This window comes from Synergistales bacterium (assembly GCA_021736445.1).
Taxonomy (GTDB): Bacteria; Synergistota; Synergistia; order Synergistales; family Aminiphilaceae; genus JAIPGA01.
In genome coordinates this window covers 1-18,487 of sequence record JAIPGA010000044.1, presented here as the reverse complement: position 1 = coordinate 18,487, position 18,487 = coordinate 1, and the positions used below count along the sequence as shown (strand labels likewise).

At 63.9% G+C, this 18,487-nt stretch carries 12 protein-coding genes; 10 read left to right on the top strand and 2 right to left on the bottom strand.

The annotated features are described in order from the left end of the window. The 6 genes from K9L28_07550 to K9L28_07525 all read left to right on the top strand — a co-directional run. Nucleotides 1–197, top strand: a 197-nt coding sequence (locus K9L28_07550; protein MCF7936177.1) for a hypothetical protein, incomplete at its 5' end; no start/stop codon positions are given. Between the two features lie 459 nt (nucleotides 198–656). Continuing rightward, the gene (locus K9L28_07545; protein ID MCF7936176.1) at nucleotides 657–1,064 is read left to right on the top strand and encodes a response regulator; all 408 of its coding nucleotides are present in this window, start codon (nucleotides 657–659) and stop codon (nucleotides 1,062–1,064) included. A 165-nt stretch (nucleotides 1,065–1,229) separates the two neighbouring features. Beyond that, complete coding sequence (locus K9L28_07540) at nucleotides 1,230–1,628, top strand: response regulator (protein MCF7936175.1); 399 nt, start codon at nucleotides 1,230–1,232, stop codon at nucleotides 1,626–1,628. Between the two features lie 186 nt (nucleotides 1,629–1,814). After that, nucleotides 1,815–3,815: a methyl-accepting chemotaxis protein gene (locus K9L28_07535; protein ID MCF7936174.1), complete on the top strand. Its 2,001-nt coding sequence runs from the start codon at nucleotides 1,815–1,817 to the stop codon at nucleotides 3,813–3,815. Then, a complete protein-coding gene (locus tag K9L28_07530) occupies nucleotides 3,784–4,035 on the top strand; it encodes a hypothetical protein (GenBank protein ID MCF7936173.1) in 252 nt (83 codons plus the stop codon). The genes K9L28_07535 and K9L28_07530 overlap by 32 nt, the downstream gene beginning before the upstream one ends. A 38-nt stretch (nucleotides 4,036–4,073) precedes the next feature. Continuing rightward, nucleotides 4,074–4,829, top strand: coding sequence for an ABC transporter substrate-binding protein (locus tag K9L28_07525; protein MCF7936172.1), 756 nt, complete (start codon nucleotides 4,074–4,076; stop codon nucleotides 4,827–4,829). Nucleotides 4,830–4,902: 73 nt separating this feature from the next. Here K9L28_07525 and K9L28_07520 read toward each other — a convergent pair whose 3' ends face one another. Both K9L28_07520 and K9L28_07515 read right to left on the bottom strand, forming a co-directional pair. After that, the gene (locus tag K9L28_07520; protein MCF7936171.1) at nucleotides 4,903–7,059 is read right to left on the bottom strand and encodes an EAL domain-containing protein; all 2,157 of its coding nucleotides are present in this window, start codon (nucleotides 7,057–7,059) and stop codon (nucleotides 4,903–4,905) included. 16 nt (nucleotides 7,060–7,075) lie between these two features. Further along, entirely contained in the window at nucleotides 7,076–7,441 is a 366-nt protein-coding gene (locus K9L28_07515) for a hypothetical protein (GenBank protein MCF7936170.1), read from the bottom strand. A 434-nt stretch (nucleotides 7,442–7,875) separates the two neighbouring features. Between K9L28_07515 and K9L28_07510 the strand changes: the two genes are divergently transcribed. The 4 genes from K9L28_07510 to K9L28_07495 form a co-directional block, all read left to right on the top strand. Beyond that, the gene (locus K9L28_07510) at nucleotides 7,876–11,682 is read left to right on the top strand and encodes a PAS domain S-box protein (GenBank protein ID MCF7936169.1); all 3,807 of its coding nucleotides are present in this window, start codon (nucleotides 7,876–7,878) and stop codon (nucleotides 11,680–11,682) included. Between the two features lie 202 nt (nucleotides 11,683–11,884). Then, the gene (locus K9L28_07505) at nucleotides 11,885–14,020 is read left to right on the top strand and encodes a PAS domain S-box protein (GenBank protein MCF7936168.1); all 2,136 of its coding nucleotides are present in this window, start codon (nucleotides 11,885–11,887) and stop codon (nucleotides 14,018–14,020) included. Nucleotides 14,021–14,098: 78 nt separating this feature from the next. Then, on the top strand, nucleotides 14,099–14,446 hold the full coding sequence (locus tag K9L28_07500; GenBank protein MCF7936167.1) for a tRNA-binding protein: 348 nt from the start codon (nucleotides 14,099–14,101) through the stop codon (nucleotides 14,444–14,446). Between the two features lie 131 nt (nucleotides 14,447–14,577). Next, on the top strand, nucleotides 14,578–18,487 hold a 3,910-nt coding region (locus K9L28_07495), incomplete at its 3' end, for a PAS domain S-box protein (GenBank protein MCF7936166.1).

Here is an 18,487-nt window from a genome sequence, read left to right as displayed (position 1 = left end):
AGGTGAAAGACGGCGGCGCCTACGACCGCGACGGCGCGTCAGACGGCAGCGTGGAGACCGACCTGGCCATCGTCACCTACACCGCCGCAGAGCCGACGCCTTCCGGCAGCGGGGAAAGCGGCTGCAGCCTCGGCGGTTCCGCCCTGACGCTGCTGCTGCTTGCCGTCCCGGCCGTCACCATCCTGCGCCAGCGGTAGCACCACGGTACGGCTGCAACAGAGAATCCCTGAATGACACCAACCGACGCCCCGGGCTTAGCCGCCCGGGGCGTTTTAGTAATGTTGCGGTCCTTAAGAAGGCAGCGTCGCTGTAAAGCTCCTTCCCGGGTCATTTGGCGCTGAATGTGTGGGCCATATGTCCTTGGTGCTATAGTCCCGTTGTTGTGTCGGAAGTGGTGGTGTGTCTTGCCCACTTGGGTTGATTGAAGTACAATAATCGCAAATCTTCTGTTGTTTGCTGGTGTTGCTGCCTTTCTGTCGATACGCCGCGGAACATGGTGCCGGTCTCCCTTTCGGCAGGAGACGACAGCACGACGTTGGGAACCGGGTGCTCGGGTGGTTAGTCGGCATTCACCTTGAGGGGAGAGGGAAGCCCAGGTACGGAGTCGAGGAGAGGAGGTGAAGGTCCGCCTTCCCGCGGGGGGCGGCCGAAGGAGGATGCGCACAGGTGTTCGCGTGCTGGTTGTCGACGATTCCCCTTTTATCCACAAGATTGTGAACCGGGAGCTGAAGGTCAAGGGTATGGAGATCGTCGGCCATGCCTATGACGGCAGGCAGTGCCTCCGTATGGTGGAGGAGCTGGCGCCCGATATCGTTCTGCTGGATGTGGTCATGCCTGTCCTCAACGGCCTTGAAACAGCCCGGCAGCTCCGGTCCGAGCATCCCGGAGTGCGGGTCATCATGGTGAGTACGTTGGGGGACCGGGAACTGCTCGACGAGGTGCGGCAGATCGGCGTGCGCCACTTCATCATCAAGCCTATGACGCGGGTTAAAATGGTTGAGGCTATACTGAAATCTCTGAACGACAAGACCGACGAGGAGCTCTCCGTATATAGCGGTAAATAGGAACCATTCGGCATTGTTCAATTTGTGTCATTTTGCTTGCAATGCTAACTAAATATTTTCTTGGGGATGTTCTGTAGTTTTCTTTTGGGGTTTTCTGAATATTGTTTTTATTCTGCATATGTCCCGAAGATTGGGGGGACAGGGGCAAGAAAGGAGGCGGAAGTTGTGGGCGAGAGTGTTAAGGTGTTGGTGGTTGACGATTCCCCATTTATCCACAAGATCGCGGAACGCGAACTGGGGATCAAGGGGGTCGAGATTGTCGGATTCGCATCCAACGGCGAGGAGGGGATCCGTAAGGCCAGGGAGTATGCGCCGGATATTGTTTTTCTCGATATCACCATGCCCATTATGAACGGGATTGTCACTGCCGAGCGGATGCTGGCGGAACACCCGGAGATGAAGATTGTGATGATCAGTACCATGGGTGATGAGGAGTTATTGGACAGGGTGAAGGAGACCGGGGCTCATTCCTTTCTCCTCAAACCGTTGACCCGGGCCAAGCTGGTGGAAGCCATTCTGGGGGTGCTTGACGAGGAGAGGTGTTCCGCCGATCTGGAACGGTGAATGCGGAAGGTAGGCCCCTTCTCATTTTAACCAAAAATATAAAATTTCGCTATGAGAGATCGATGCATCCGGTTTTTTGGCAAAACGACGCCGGCGTTTGCGGAATAGGGGTGGTAGAGGGTGTCTTTTGAGCGGTTGAAACCGGGGAATGTGGGGATCGGCATACGTCTGACCGTCACGTAGGCGGTGACGATAGGATTACTGCTACTGCTGATGATCGTCACCCTGGGGCAGACAGGCAAGATTGGTGCTGCCATCGACGGGATCCTCTCGGTGGAACAGAAGGTCGAAGAGAGTTCGGAGCTCGCCCAGGCGGTCACGAAAGCGGTGGATGACCTCATCTTCTATGCGGAGACCAACACCCAACGTTTCTATCAGGAAGGGATGCAGGGGCTGGAGAGGGCGGAGAAGCTGGGCGGCGACGCCGACATCATCGATCGTCTCAAAGATGTAGCCCAGCGGACCAGAGAGGCCATCCACAGTCTCGCAGATCAGCGGCAGAAGGCCGCAGCGGCCTTTGAGCGGCTTGCGCAGACCGCGGGCGAGATGATCCGGACCGAACGGGAAGAGCTGAAAAACGAGATGATGTGGGGGATGGAGGACGAGGCCATCCTCGACCGTGTCGGTCATATCGTCAAGGTTTCCCGGATATCCCGAGGGATCGAAGGGCTGGAGACGGGCCTGCTGGAGGCTATAGCCGAAGGCGACGCCGCCATGATCGACGAGAGATTGCTCGCGCCCCTGGGAGACCACCGCGAAGGCATCGCTGCGATGCGCAAAGAGGCCTACACCAGGGCCGGCAAGCAGGCACTGGCCGGTATGGACGAGGCCCTGGGCATTACCCGCGGGGCGCTGGAGGCCATCAGGGAGGAGCTCCGAGCTCTCGCCGGGTACCGCGACCGGCTCCGCGAGGAAGCGGGGAGAGCGATGGAGGCCGCCCGGGACGAGCGGAACGCCGCCGTAGCCGCCATGGACAGCAGGGCTGTCCAGTCGAAAGGATTGCTCGCCTCCATAGAGCGGATGATCATCGGCGTTTCCGTCACTGCGGTGGTTATCGGGCTTCTCTTGGGGATCCTCCTGTCCAGAAGCATCACGGTTCCCACAAGACGGCTGGAACAGATGCTCCAGCGGAGCGGCGGCGGCGATCTCACCGTACGGGCCGCCGACTACGGTCTGGAACGGCGGGACGAGATCGGACACCTTGCCGGAGAGCTGGGGACCGTGCTTGGCCGGGTCGGCGGGATCATCCGGCGGACCCAGGAACGGGTGCGCGACACGGTGCGGCGGACAGGACGGGTTACGGAGAGCGCCAGGAGCGCCGCCGGGGCCGTGGAGCGGATTCAGAAGGCCGTGGAGAGCCTCGCCGAACAGACCGAAAACGCCTCCGCTTCCCTGCAGCAGACCTCTGCTGGGGTTCAGGAGGTCTCCTCGTCGGCGGAGAACGCCGCCGCATCGGCCCAGGAGGGGAACGAGTATGCCAGGACCGCCGAGGAGCGGGCCCCCGCCGCCGCCGGTGTGATTGCCCAAGCCGTGGAACGGATCAACGAGGCCGACCGGGGATCCACCGGCAACAGGGAGCGTCTCCAGTCGCTCTGGGAGTCGGTGGAGCAGATCACCGGCTTTGTGGCCACCGTCACCAATATCGCCGACCAGACCAATCTCCTGGCGCTGAATGCGGCGATCGAGGCCGCCAGGGCCGGCGAACACGGGCGGGGCTTCGCCGTGGTCGCCGAGGAGGTCCGGAAGTTGGCCGAGCAATCCGGCAGCGCCGCAGGCGAGATCAGTGGTCTCATCGAGCGGCTCGAGGAGGAGGCCCGGCACTCCATGGAGGCCACCGACACGTCGCGGGATGTCCATGCCGAGGCCGTCAGGCAGGCTGGCGAGGCGCAGCGGGAGATGGAGGAGACGCTGGAGCATATCCGACAACTCGAACATATTGTGGCGCAGAGCGCAGAACTGGCCCGAAGCCAGGCCTCTTCGGGCCAGGAGATCGCCGAGGCAATCCAGACGGTGACCTCCTCGAATATGGAGATCTCCCGGCAGGTTGCGGAGATCAAGGATCTCGTTGGAGGAGCGGCGCGCTCTCCTGACGGAGGGAGAGGGCGAAGCGTGCGAGCTGGCCGGGGACTGCCCCTTCTTCAACGACCGTCTCACCATGGACGACAGGGAGCTTGCCGCCTACTATAAAGAGAGATACTGCCGCGGCGACAAGAGGGAGTGCGCCCGCTACAGGGTGGCCTCGACGCTGGGCCGGGAGGCTGTCCCCGGGGACCTCTACCCCAATATGCTCACCAGGGCCAAAAAGATTGTCAATGGAGCGGGGAATGGGCTGCCGGAGGAGGACGGCGGGGAGCACCGCTCCGATATCCGGAAGGCCCGAGGCGCGCAGGGGCGCGCTGACGGATAGAGCCACACCATACGCAACATAAGGGGGAATGTGCAGCGATGAAGCGTTTAGTGGCGGTAGCGTTGTGCGGGTTGATGGTAGTCGGTTTGGTGTCGGGTATCGCCGGAGCAGCGACATTGGAGGAGATCAAGGATCGCGGCGTCATCAAGGTAGGCCACTACATGGCCGCCGGGTTCTGTGAGGAGAGGGAAAACGGCGAGCTCTACGGACTGGATGTGGAGCTGGGGGTTCTGATCGCCGAGAAGATCGGCGTGGAGTGCGAGCACGTGGTGCAGGAGACCTGGACGGGCGGCGTGGCCCGGGCCTGGGACCCCGGCTACGACTGGTCGGATTTCGACATCGTCGCGGCGGACATCACCGTCACCGACGAGCGGGGCAAGCACTGCACCTTCTCGGAGTGGTATTTCATGACCGGTCAGACCGTTCTGGTGCCGGAAGGTTCTTCCATCACCTCTCCCATGGATATTGGCGGACACAGCATCGCGACGGTGGAGGGCACCACCTGCGAGGAAGCGGCGCTCTCCGTAGCGAACAAGAGCGATCTGGTCTACGTTCCCACCCCGAAGGCTGTTGTGGAGGCCGTCGCCGGCGGCGAGGCTGAGTGCGGCGTCTACGACGAAGCCATGCTCAAGATGCTTACCAGGGACGTGCCGGGGCTCAAGATTCTTCCCGGAAGGCTGACCAAGGAACGCTACGCCGTGGCTATGCCGCAGAACACCCCGGACCTTCTGGCGGTGGTCAACGAGGTGGTCACGGACAACAGGGTGCGGCTCTACCAGAAGTACTTCGATTAGGAGGCAAAGCGGGAGCGATCGATAACAATGCAGATGAGGGCGGTCCGGGTTCCACGAGCCCGGACCGCCGAAATTAGGGACCTAGGTCCGGGGGTGCGGGCCGTCCGAAGAGGTAGCCCTGGCCGTAGTCGCAGCCCAGGCTGGTCAGGATCCCGCGCTGCAGTTCCGTCTCGATCCCCTCGGCCATGACCGTGAACCCCAGGGCGTGGCAGAGGGAGAGCACCCCCTCCACCATGGCGAATCCCCGGTCGTCCCGGTCGATGTGCCGGATGAAGGACTTGTCGATCTTGACGATGTCCAGAGGAAGCCGGTGCAGCAGCTCCAGCGACGAGTAGCCCGTACCGAAATCGTCCAGCAGGACCACCAGCCCCGCCTGCGAGAACCGTTGGAGCAGCGAGGCCACCTCGTCCACATTGCCCATGGCGACCTGTTCGGTGATCTCCACACCAAAGCAGTAGGGCCGTTCTGCTGTGGTCGCGGCGACCTGGAGCAGCATATCCTGGGTCTCCTGGTTGTAGAGTTCCCGGGCGGAGCAGTTGACGGTGACCATGGGCATGGTGACGCCCCGTTCGTGCCGTCGCTGCAGTTCGCCGGCGGCCTGGCTGACCACCCACTGTCCCACCTGCTCCATGAGGCGGGTCTCCTCCAGAATGGGGAGGAACTCGCCAGGCGGAACGATGCCGCGTTCGGGCGAGTGCCATCGGAGCAGCGCTTCCGCTCCGATGCGTTCGCCGCTGACCAGCTCCACCTGGGGCTGGTAGTAGAGAAGGAACTGTTCCTCCCGGAAGGCCTCCCGGATGTCCTGCGCCGCAGAGAAGTGCTCCCGGACGCGGTCCCGGCTGCGGTCGTACCGGGCTGTCTTACTCGACCCCGGTTCGGAGCAGACCTGGCGCAGAGCGATATCGGCGGTCCGGAGCAGCCGGTCGATGCTCCGGCCGTCCTGGGGAAAGCAGCTGTACCCCACATGGACACCCTGGAAGAGCAGAAGATGGTTGATGGCAAAGCGCCGGCCTTCCACCTCCCCGACCAGCTGCCGGGCCATTGCCGCCGCCTCCTCTTCCTCCGCGAGCCCCTGGACCAGGACACCGAACTCGTCGTCGCCGACGCGGAAGACCCCGGCTCCTGCCGGTACCGCCTGCTGCAGCCGTTCGGCTACGGACCGCAGCAGCTCGTCGCCGGCATCGTGCCCCAGGGTGTCGTTGGTCATCTTCAGCTGGTGGACATCCACAATGAACAGCGCTGCCGAACATCCTTCGCGGTGAGCGGATTGAGAGCGAATCCGGTTCTCCTGCTGCAGCAGCATCATCTTGTTGGGCAATCCGGTGAGCTTGTCGTAGAACGCCAGCCGGTAGAGCTCGTCCTGGGCGTGCTTCATCTCCGTGATGTCCGCCAGCGAGGCGATGCTCTCGCTGGTGCCGGGGATGATGTCGATCGAGAGCTGCCCCGCACGCCGTTTCCCGGATTTTGTATGGTAGTGGAACTCGTAGCTGGTGAGCGCCTGTCCCGCATTGGCGCGTCGCAGACGGTGCTGTTCCAGCATCCATTCCAGATCTTCCCCGGCCACCATTTCTGTCCAGCGGATCCTGCCTTCCACCTCCCCCTTGGGGTAGCCCGTGATCTCCTCGAAACGCCGGTTCACCTGCAGGATCGTGGTGTCGCTCCCCACGATCAGCGTGGCCACTCCGGTGTTCTCGAAGACCGTTCGGTAGCGCTCCTCCTTTTCGCGGAGCTGCTCTTCCATCCGTTTCCGTTCGGAGAAATCCATGATGATACCGCTGAAGAGCGTCTCCCGCTCTGTCTGCACGGGGGTAGCCACCACGTGGATCCACCGCTCTCCGCCGTCTTCGTCCCTCACGGTTGTCTCGTGTTCCCAGCTCTTTCCCTGGGAGGCCGCCTCAGTGAGGGCATGCTCCAGTTTGCCGGGATGGCCGGAAGCCTGTCCCCCGAGAAGGAAGGGCAGAAAATCCCTGCGTGAAACATTCTGCCCGAGAATCTGGCTGCAACGGTTGTCGAGATAGAGGGTTTCCGCCCCCTTGTCCGCCGAGAGCCGCAGCCGGAAGAGCGCTCCGGGAAGCTCCAGAGAGGAAAAGAGCCGTTGCGAGAAGAAGGCCAGCGAGGCAACCAGCGCCACGGCTCCGACGATGCCGAAAAGCGCGAAACCGACGAACAGCCTGTTAGGCCCCGCCATGACCGTAGAGAGGGGGAGCGCCACCCGGAGGCACCAACGCATGCCGGATCTTCCCAGCTCAAGGGGAACCCGAACCTGCAGCAGCCGCTCTCCAGATGATGCCGTTACCGTGGTGCGCCGTACCGGGGCGTGGGGATCGTTCCCGGAGGGGGCGCCGGGTTCCCAGCCCGGGGCCGCGCACCACACTTTCCATGGTGTGCGCCAGTGTCCGGGCCACCGCGAAGGCGGCGTGGACCTCCTGTTCGATCTTTGCGGCTTCACGGACAGCGCTCAGCTCCGCGCTGTCCATGGCGTTTTCCCTGGCCGTCTGCCTGACATAGAGTCCGCCGGCGAGAAAGATGGTGGCGAAGACCACCGTGATGATGGCGGCGATGGCGAGCAGCATCTGTGTTTTGACTGATAAGCGCCGGACGGGATTTCGCATAGGGACTCCTCCGTTGGCAGGCGTAGGAAGACGGGTGGGCACAGGATTGCCGCATTACTCTGAAGCATGGCGATAGGCCGGCCTGTACACAACCACAACCATGTATCCCGTGGAAGTAGCCAATGTGGCAGGAAACAACGCTAGCGTATCGTAAAAAATGGCTTTTTTCCACGGCGATTTCGCAATCTCTGCACCCAATGAGGGGCGAGCCCTCCATGTTCCTGCTTTCGCCGTCTTTTGACCTGTGACGGAAGGGATCTTCCGCGGGTCCCCGCGGATGTCTGTGGTACCATACAATCAACTATTTGCGGCCTGCGGTTGGATTGGACAATGTGTGCATGGGGGCTATCGTGTCGAACGGTCTGTCATGGCGCGCCTCAGCCGCCCGGATACCGGCGAATTTGCAGAAATGAGATGAAGAGGGGAGAACGAGGATGGAGCGTACGGACGGGATCACGGTTCTTCTGGTGGAAGACGAAGCGGTGATCGCCATGTACGAGACCCGGCAGCTCGAGCGGTACGGCTATCACGTGGTGCCTGTCGTCTCCGGAGAGGAAGCCCTGGAGATGGTGCGGAAGCGGGAGGATATCTCCATTGTTCTGCTGGATATCAATCTGGAGAACAGCATGGACGGCACCGAGACGGCCCGCAGGATCCGCAGGATCCGCGATCTGCCCGTTCTCTTCCTTTCGGCCCATACGGAACCCGAGATTGTGGAGCGCACCGAGGACATCCTCTCCTACGGCTATGTGGTGAAAAACTCCGGGATCACCGTGCTGGACGCCTCCATCAAGATGGCCTTCAAGCTCTTTGACGCCAGAATGGAGACCGAGCGGGAGCGCAGACACCTGAGCACCACCCTCGACTCCATGGGCGACGGCATGATCGCCACCGATGCGGACGGACTGGTGACCCGCATGAACCCCGTTGCCGAGGAGCTCACCGGCTGGCCCGAAGCCGAGGCATCCGGCAGGCCCTTCGGCGAGATCTTCCGGATCGTCAGCGCCGCCACCCTCGAGCCCGCCGACAATCCCGTGCCCAGGGTACTTGAGGAGGGCAATGTGGTGGGGCTTGCCAACCATACCATCCTCATCGCCCGTGACGGCAGGGAGTACCAGATCGCCGATTCCGCGGCGCCTATCCGCGAACCCCGAGGCGGTGTCGCCGGGGTGATCCTGGTCTTCCGGGATGTTACCGAGGAGTACCGGATGCGGGAGCGGATGGCCGCCAGCGAAGCCCGATACCGCAATCTCTTCGAGCAGTCCGGCGACGGAGCCCTTGTCCACGACCTGGAGGGTAATATCCTGGAGGTCAACGGGAAGATGTGCCGGCTGTTGGGGTACACCAGGGAAGAACTCCGGGATCTCCATCTCTCGGTGCTCCATCCCAGGGGGACAGCGGAGTTCGACAGGCCCCTGCAGAACCATATCGATCGGATCCTCTCCGAGGGCTCGGACCACTTCGAAACCCAGATGCGCACCAAAGGGGGGCGTATCTTCCCCGGCGAGATCGCGGCTTCGGTGGTGGAGAGCGGCCAGGGCCGGGTGGTCCAGGCCATTCTCCGGGACATCACGGAGCGGAAGGAGCGGGAGCGGCTCCTGCATGAACGGTACGGGGCACTCCAGGAGGCCCACCGCATCGCGCGGATGGGCCGGTGGGAGTACCTCCACCGCGAGGACCGGCTGGAGTGGTCGCCCACGATCTACGAAATCTTCGGGATCGACCCCCAGCGCTTCGGCGCCTCCTACGAGGCCTTTCTGGAGGCGGTCCATCCCGAAGACAGAACACTGGTGGACAGCACCTTCAGCCGCTCCCTTCGGGAAGGCCTTCCCTATGAAATGGAGCACCGCCTCCTTCTCGACGGCGGCTGCGTCAAGTGGGTCCGCGAAGAGGGCTACACGGACTATGACGACGGTGGATCCCCGCTGCGCACCGTCGGGATCGTCCAGGATATCACGGTGCGCAAGGAGGCCGAGCTGAGACGGGACCATCTCAACGAGGTGCTTCGGGCGGTCCGTAACGTCAACCAGCTGATCACCCGTGAACGCGATCCCCACAGGCTGATCGAACAGACCTGTGCCCTCCTCACGGAGACCAGGGGATACCGTATCGCCTGGATCGCCCTCATGGACAGCGAAGGGCACTGCACCGACACCGCCGGCGCCGGTATGGAAGAGGGCTTCGCCCCTCTCGACGGGATGCTCCGAGCCGGTCGGTGGCCCCGCTGTGTCAGGCGGGCGATCGAGCAGGGGACGCTGACGGTTACGGCGGACCCGGCAACGGAGTGCGCCGACTGTCCTCTCTCGGTCACCCTGCGCGGCGACGCCTGCTTTGCCGTCCCCCTGCTCTACGAGGAGGATCTCTACGGTGTGCTCTCCGTGGCCATCCCCTGCTCCTACGCCGCCGACAGGGAGGAACAGGCCCTCTTTGCCGAGATGGCCGGCGACGTGGTCTTCGCCCTGCACACCATCGAGAGCGAGCGGCGGCAGCGGGCCACCGAAGCGGCCCTGAAGGAGAGCGAAGCCCGCTTCCGGAACTATATCGAACACGCCCCCCACGGCATCTTCGTTGCCGACAGCGACGGCAACTATGTGGACGCCAACCCGGCGGCCTCGGCCATCACTGGCTACAGCCGGGAGGAGCTGCTCTCGATGAACCTGCTGGATCTCGTCCCCCCCGAAGAGCGCGAGGAGGCCGGAGAACACTTCGGCGAGGTGGTCCGTCAGGGCCAGGCGATGGGCGAACGAGCCTTCATCACCAGGGACGGCCGCTGTCGCTACTGGATCGTCAACGCCGTCCGCCTCGCCGACGACCGCTACATCGGGTTTGTGGTGGATGTCACCCGCCGCCGGGAGGCCGAGGCGGAGCTGCGCACCGCCAGGGAGCAGCTGGAGCTGGCCATCGACGCCGGCGAGTACGGTTTCTGGGACTGGAATCTGGATACCAACGAGGCCTACTTCAGTCCGCAGTACTACACCATGCTCGGCTATGAGCCCGGTGCTTTCCCGCCGTGCTTCGAGAGCTGGCGGGATCTGCTCCACCCCGAGGATCGGGAGTATGCCCTGGCCCAGGTGGAGGCGAGTCTCAGAAAGGCCCGGCCCTACTCCATCGAGTTCCGGCTTCGCTGCAGCGACGGGAGCTACCGGTGGATCAACGGCAAGGGGAAGAGCTTCGAGCTCGACGATAAGGGTCTTCCCCGCCGTGCCGTGGGTGTCCATGTGGACATCGACGCCCTCAAGCGTACCCAGGAGGAGCTGGCCGCCAAGCAGAGGGAGATGCAGCAGCTCTTCGACGCCCTGCCGGCGCACATCTTCTACAAGGACCGGGCCGGGCGGTACATCCTGGGCAACCAGTCGCTGGCGCGATCGCTGGGTACCACAAAGGAGGGACTGACCGGGGGAAAGCCCCGGGATTTCTTCCCGCCGGAGCAGGCCGAGGTGATGGAGCGCAACGACCGGGAGGTCATCAACGCGGGGGTTGCCAAGTACGGCTTCGACGAGCCCTACGACACCTCGGGCGAGACCCGCATCGCCCGGAGCAGCAAGATCCCCATCCGGGACGACGAAGGCCGCGTCGTCGGTCTGGCGGGGATCGTCGAGGATGTGACGGACATCCGTCGCAACGAGGCCCGGATCAACGCGCTTCTGGAGGAGAAGGAGCTCCTCCTTCGGGAGGTGCACCACCGCATCAAGAACAACATGCACACCATCATGAGCCTGCTCTCCCTCCAGGCGGATTCCGTGGGCAACGACTTCGCCCGGGAAACCCTGGAGACCGCACGGAACCGCGTGCGCACCATGATGCTCCTCTACGAGAAGCTCTACCGCAGCGAACGGATGAGCGATCAGGTCGCCCTGGAGGACTACCTGCCGCCGCTGGTGGCGGAGATCATCGGCAGCTTCCACAACCCCGTGGAGGTGGAAACCGATATCGGTGCAATCACCGTGCCGGTGCGGACCGCGTCGAACCTGGGGCTCATCGTCAACGAGCTGATCACCAACGCCATGAAGTACGCCTTTGCCGACGAGGGCAGCGGACTCCCCCGCGTAACCGCCGAAGAACGCGAGGGAACGGTACGCCTCGCCGTCGGCGACGACGGGGAGGGATTCGACATCACCGCCACCCCCGAAGGCTTCGGTCTCCAGCTCGTGGGGGTCCTCACCGCCCAGCTGGACGGGCATTTCTCCATGCGCACCGAGAACGGCACCGTCTGTACGGTGGAGTTCCCTCTCCCGGAGTGAGCCGCCGCAGACGTCGCCGGAGCCCCGGTTCCCGGGCATTTCCTTTGACGGTGTACAATAGGCCCCCCTGCACGGCGCCGTGCAGGTGGGCGAAACGAGGCAGCCCCTCCAGCGGCAGAACCCGCCCGGAGGTGCGGTGCTGTCCCTCCGTTTTCGAAGGGGCCGGCCATAGGGATGGGTCGACGAAAGAGGTGAAACCGCCATGACCGATGGGGAGCAAAAGAGGATTCTCCTTGTGGAGGATGAACCCGTTGTCGCCATGTATGAAGCCCGGCAGCTGGAACGCCGCGGCTATCGCGTGGAGTGGGTGCAATCCGGCGAGCAGGCCGTGGCGATGCTCCGGGACCGTACCGACATCGACCTGATCCTCATGGACATCGATCTCGGCTCCGGTATGGACGGCACCGAGGCCGCCGCCGCGATCCAGCGGTTCGGCGATGTCCCCGTGGTCTTTCTCTCCGCCCACACCGACCCGGAGATTGTGGAACGCACCGAACGCGTCACCTCCTACGGGTATGTGGTGAAAAACTCCGGCATCACCGTGCTGGATGCCTCCATCAAGATGGCCTTCAGGCTCTACGCATCCAAAAAGGAGACCGAAGCGGAGCGCAGCCGACTCGAGGCGAGCGAGGCCCGTTTCCACGGACTCTTCGAACAGGCCGGCGACGGGGTGCTCATCCACGACATGCAGGGAACCATCCTGGATGTCAACCAACGTCTCTGCGAGCTCTTCGGCTATACGCCGGAGGAGTTCCGGGGCCTCAGCGTTCTGGATACCCATCCCTCTGGTCAGGCTACCGACGAGATGGTTTTCGGCATCGCCGAGGAGCTCAAACACGACGGTCGGTCGCGCTTTGAAACGGAATTCGTCACCAAGACGGGGGAGACCTTCCCGGGCGAGATCACCACCGCCGTTGTCGACGCCGGAGACGAACAGATGGTAGTCGGGGTGATCCGGGATGCCAGGGACCGTATGCAGATGTTTCAGTCCTTGCGGGAGAGCGAGGCCCGCTTCCGGAGCTATGTGGAGCACGCGCCCTACGGTGTCCTGGTTGCCGCGCGGAACGGCCGGTACATCGAGGTGAACAGAGGATACTGCGAGCTCACCGGTTATGGGTATCAGGAGATTCTCAACAAGCAGATCGGCCTGATCACCGCCCCCGAAGCCCGTACGCAGGCGGAGGAGCAGTTCCGGGCCGTCTTTGATGAAGGCTATGCGGAGGCCGAGCTGCCCTACATCACCAAAAAAGGTGAGCGACGCTACTGGAACATACGGGCTGTTCGGATCTCGCCGGAGACGGCGCTGCTTTTCGTGAACGACACCACGGAATACCGGAAGGCCCGTGAAGCCCTGGATGCCAAACAACGGGAGATGCAGCGGCTCTTCGACGCCCTCCCCAACCACATCGTCTACAAGGATCGCGAGGGTCGCTATCAGCTGGTCAACGCCTCCTGGGCCCGTACGGTGGGAAAACCCAGAGGGGAGATCCTCGGCACCCTGCCGCGGGACCACTTCCCCAGACAAGAGGCCCAGGGGATGGAGCGACACGACCGTGATGTGCTGAGCACCGGCGAGCCTGTTCTGGAGGTCGAGGAGACCTACGAGACCGAAGAGGGCCCCCAGACCGTCCGCAGCAGCAAGATCCCCCTCTGGGGGGACCACGGCGAGGTGATCGGTCTGGCCTGTATCGAGGAGGACATCACGCAACTCAAGGATGACGAACGGCAGATCCGGGGCCTGCTGGAGGAGAAGGAGCTCCTCCTCCGCGAGGTGCACCACCGCGTCAAGAACAACATGACCACCATCATGAGCCTGCTGGAGATCCAGGCGGCGAATGTGGGGGACCCGACGGCCCGGGAGGCCCTCGCGACGGCCCGGAACCGGGTGGGCACCATGATGCTCCTCTACGAAAAGCTCTACCGGAGCGACCATCTGAGTGACCGGGTGTCCCTCGGCGACTATATCCCCTCCCTGGTGGCGGAGATCGTCGACAGCTTCCCTCGGGAGGTCGCTGTCCACACCGAGGCGGAGGAGATCATCGTGCCGGTGCGGGTGGTCTCCAGCCTCGGGTTGATCGTCAACGAGCTGATCACCAACGCCATGAAGTATGCCTTCCAGGCTTCGCAAGAGGCCGCATTGACGGTGACCGTCACCGAGCAAGGGGGCGAGGTGACGCTCTCCGTGGCCGACAACGGCAGAGGGTTCGACCCGGAGTCGGCCGACGGCGGCTTTGGACTGCAGCTCGTGACGGCTCTGGCCGAGCAGCTTGAAGGGCGTCTTGCCATCGAATCCGGCGGGGAGGACGGCACCCTCTGCACGGTGACCTTCCCGCGGTAGTGGATAAGAGTATCCCCACTCCTTTTCTCTGCAGCTGGTAGAATGGCGTTGTTTTGTTGTGGAGCCGGTGCAGAAAGGATGACGGCCATGGAAACCATTTCCTGGGAGGATTTCGAAAAGGTGGAGCTGCGGGTAGGGATCATCGTCGCCGCCGAAGCCTTCCCGGAGGCCCGGAAACCGGCCTACAGGCTCCGGGTGGACTTCGGCGGCGAGATCGGTGTCAGGCGATCCAGCGCCCGGATCACCGATCTCTATAGCCCCGGGGAGCTTGTCGGGCGCCGGGTGGTGGCGGTGGTGAACTTCCCGCCCAAGCAGATCGGCCCGGTACGGTCGGAGTGCCTGGTGACAGGCTTCCCCGATGAGGAGGGACGGATCGTTCTCTGTGTTCCCGACAGAGCCGTCCCGCAGGGCAGCAGGCTGATGTGAAGCCGGGCGACAGGGGCATCTGCCCTTCGCCCGGCTGTAGTCAGCTGTCTTTCCCGCCTTCCGCTCGTTGGTTCCCGCCGCCTTTTCCTGTACCATTGGACCAGCTCGCTTATACCCGAGGGGGTCATCCCATGGAAAAGCAGTTCTACGAACAGATTGTCCAGTCCGCCCCTTTCGGCTACGCCTACCACCGCATCGTGAATGACGGGAGCGGCACACCTGTGGATGCGCTCTTTCTCGAGGTCAACCACGCCTTCGAGCGCTGTACGGGCCTGTGCGCCGCCGATGTGGTGGGAAGAAGAGCCACCGAGGTGTTTCCGGGCATAGAGGAGGACAGTTTCGACTGGCTGTCCGTCTTCGGGGAGGTGGCCGCCGGTGCCGGCGAACGGGAATTCGAAGCCTTCTCCAGGCTGCTGGGACGCACTTTTCAGGTCAGTCTCTTTTCACCCCGGGAGAATCACTGTGTCGCGCTGTTTATGGATTGCACCGAAAGAGAGGAGCTGAAGCGCACCAAGGAGCGGCTCTCTCTGGCCATGGACGCCGTGGAGCACGGGTTCTGGGACTGGAGTCTCGAGTCCGGAGAGATCTATCTCAGCTCATCCACCTTTGCCATGCTTGGCTACCCAGCGGAGGAAGCCTCCCTTTCCCGGGACGAGCTTGCCGATATGCTCCACCCCGATGACCGTGATACCGTGCTGTCGCAGATGGAACGCTACGTGCGCCTGGCGATGGGCTTTTCCGTCGCTTTCCGGATGCGGTGCGGCGACGGCGGGTGGCGGTGGGTCTCCTGGCGCGGCAAGAGTTCCAAGCGCGATGGCCCCGGGCGATCCCGCCGCGCCACCGGCGTCTGTGTGCAGATCGATACGCTGAAGAGAAAATACGGCCAGCTCCGGCAGGCCCACAGGATGGCCGGCATGGGACACTGGGAGTTCCGGCACGCGGCGGGACGCCCGGAGTGGAGCGAGGAGCTCGTCGATCTCTTCAGTCTCGACCGGGAACATGCCGAACCCACGCACCGGTCCTTTCTGGAACGCGTGCATCCCGAGGACAGACGGCAGGTGGCCTCGATGTGGAAGGGCTGTATGGAGGGCACGTCGGTCTCCGGAACGGAATATCGGCTCCAGACGGAGGATGGAGGGTTCCGGTGGCTGACCGAACAGTGCACCACGGAATGTGACCGCCGGGGCAATCCCGTGCGCACCGTCGGTGTGGTGCAGGATATCACCGAAAAGAAGCAGCGTGAAGAGCGCATCCAGCACCTGAATCAGGTGCTGCGCGCTATCCGTGGGGTCAACCAGCTCATCACCCACGAGAAAGACCGGGATCGCCTCCTTGACGAAGCCTGTGTCGTCCTGGTGGCCTCCCGGGGATACAACCACGCCTGGATCGTTCTGGTGGAGGGCGGGAGGCCGGTGGAGCCCTTCTTCCACGCCGGGTTCCAGGGAGGCTTCGCCCCCATGGCCGAGCGCCTCCGCGCCGGCGAGATCCCTTCCCGTGCCCGGGAGGCGCTTGCCGCCGGGGGTGCCTTTGTGGTGGACGATCCGGCCGAGACCTGTGCCGATTGCCCGCTGGCGGAGGCCTACGAGGGGAGTGCCGGCCTGACGGTGCGGCTGGCCCGCGAATCCAGGGTGTACGGCTGGCTGAATGTGGCCCTGCCCAGGGCCTTCGCCCGCGACAGCGAGGAGCACCGACTTCTGCTGGAGGTGGCCGACGACCTCGCCTATGCCCTCCATTCCCTGGAGGTACAGGCGGAACGCGAGGCCATCGCCCGGGAATACCGGGAGGTGCTGTCCACCACCAGTGATCCCATCTTCGTGACCGACGAGCAGGGCACCATCACCCTGCTCAATCCGGCGGCGGAGCGTCTTTTCAATGTCTCCCCCGGCGAGGCGCTGGGGACCCATCTCTCCCGCTTCTGTCCGGAGGACCTGACGGAGGAGCAGCGCCGGATGATGGAACGGACCATGCGGGCAGGCTCCATCGTTGCCTACGAGACGGAGCGGATCACCTCCGACGGCAGGCGTTTCCCCGTTGAGATGACCGCCAACGCCCGCTACGACGAAGAGGGTCGGGTCAAGGGGGTCATCGGGATCCTGCGGGACATCACCCAGCGGATCGAGACGGAGGAGCAGCTGAGGGCCGGCGAGGAGGCCGCTCTGGCGGCCAGCAGGGCGAAAAGCGAGTTTCTGGCCACCATGAGCCACGAGATCCGCACCCCCCTCAACGGGGTCATCGGGATGACCGGCCTGCTGCAGGACACCCGGTTGACGGCGGAACAGCGGCGCTATGCGGAGATTGTCCGGGCGAGCGGCGAGTCGCTGCTGCATCTCATCAATGACATCCTGGACTACTCCAAGATCGAGGCGGGGAAACTGACCCTGGAGGAGCTGGATTTCGACCTGGGGAAACTCGTTGAGGACTGCGCTGCGGCCATGGCGCTGAGCGCCCACAGGAAGGGGCTTGAGCTGGTCTGTACGCTTGACCCGGGGGTCCCCGCCGCGCTCCGGGGCGACCCCGGGCGGCTGCGTCAGGTCCTCGCCAATCTGGTGAGCAATGCCGTGAAGTTCACCGAAGAGGGCGAGGTGGTTGTGCGGGGTTCGCTGGTGGAGCAGAGCGAAGAGGAGGCCTGCCTCTCCTTCTCGGTACGCGATACGGGCATCGGCCTTCCCCCGGAGAAACGCGGTACCCTCTTCGAGGAGTTCACCCAGGGGGATGCCTCGACGACCCGCAAGAGCGAAGGAACCGGCCTGGGGCTTTCCATCTCCAAACGACTGGTGGAGATGATGGGCGGCGAGATCGGTGTGGAGAGCACCCCCGGCGTGGGATCGGAGTTCTGGTTCACCCTGTGCCTGGCCAGGCAGACCGGCGTGGAAGGGAAGGCCCCGCCGAGAGCGCTCCAGGGGGTGCGTCTGCTCATTGCCGACGGCAGTGATGCCAACCGCAGCGCACTGCGGTTGCAGAGCGAGGCCTGGGGAATGCGGACCGCAGAGGCCCGAAGCGGTGCCGAGGCCCTCCAGCTGCTGGCGGAGGCGGACAGAGCGGGGGATCCCTTTGAGGCGATGGTGCTCGACAGGCACATGCCCGACATGGACGGTGCCGAGGTGGTGGACGCCCTTTGGGAGGAAGAGCGCCTTTCCGGGACAGGCCTTGTGCTCACCACCGTTCTGGGAGGCGGCGAAGAGGTGCCTTCCCACGTGGCCGAGCGTTGTGATGCCTTCCTGACCAAGCCGGTCCGCCACCGGGAGCTGCAGAGTCTGCTTGTGGAGGTGGTGACCGGGGCGGTGGAAGCACGACCGAAGGGGGAAGCCGCCGGCCACGATGCGGAAGACGCCGTGGCCCGTCTCAGGGGGCGGAAGGGTCGCGTCCTGGTGGCCGAGGACAACAGCACCAACCAGAAGGTGGCCCTGAACATCCTGGAGAAGCTCGGCCAGTCGGCCGACGCCGTATCGAGCGGAACGGAGGCGGTGGATGTGCTGCGGCAGATCCCCTACGACATCGTCTTGATGGATGTGCAGATGCCCGACATGGACGGACTGGAGACCACCCGGCGGATCCGGGTGTCCACCCTGGCGGACGGCAATGCCGGGATCCCTGTTGTGGCCATGACCGCCTACGCCATGCAGGGTGACCGGGAACGCTGCCTCCAGGCGGGCATGGACGACTACATTCCGAAGCCTGTCTCCACCCAGGCCGTGGCGGCGGTGCTGGCCAAGTGGCTGCCGGAGGACGGTGTCCCTGTGGCGGCGCGGCAGCAGGAGGTGCGTGAACCGCATCCGCCAACCGATACAGGCCGTGTTGGCGCACCCGCCGGGGTGGCGGCAGAGGGAAAGACGGCTTCAGCGGAAGACGGAACAGAGGGGCAGCAGGTTCGGCCCCAGGGCACCGGCAGCCCCCCAGCGGAGGCCCCGCCCCTCTGGGACCGCCGGGATCTGCTGCGGCAGATGATGGATGACGAGGAGGCGGTGCGGGAGATCGCCGAGATCTTTCTGGAGGATGCCCCCGAGCGGCTCCAGGCGATCCGCGAGGCCCTGGAACGCGATG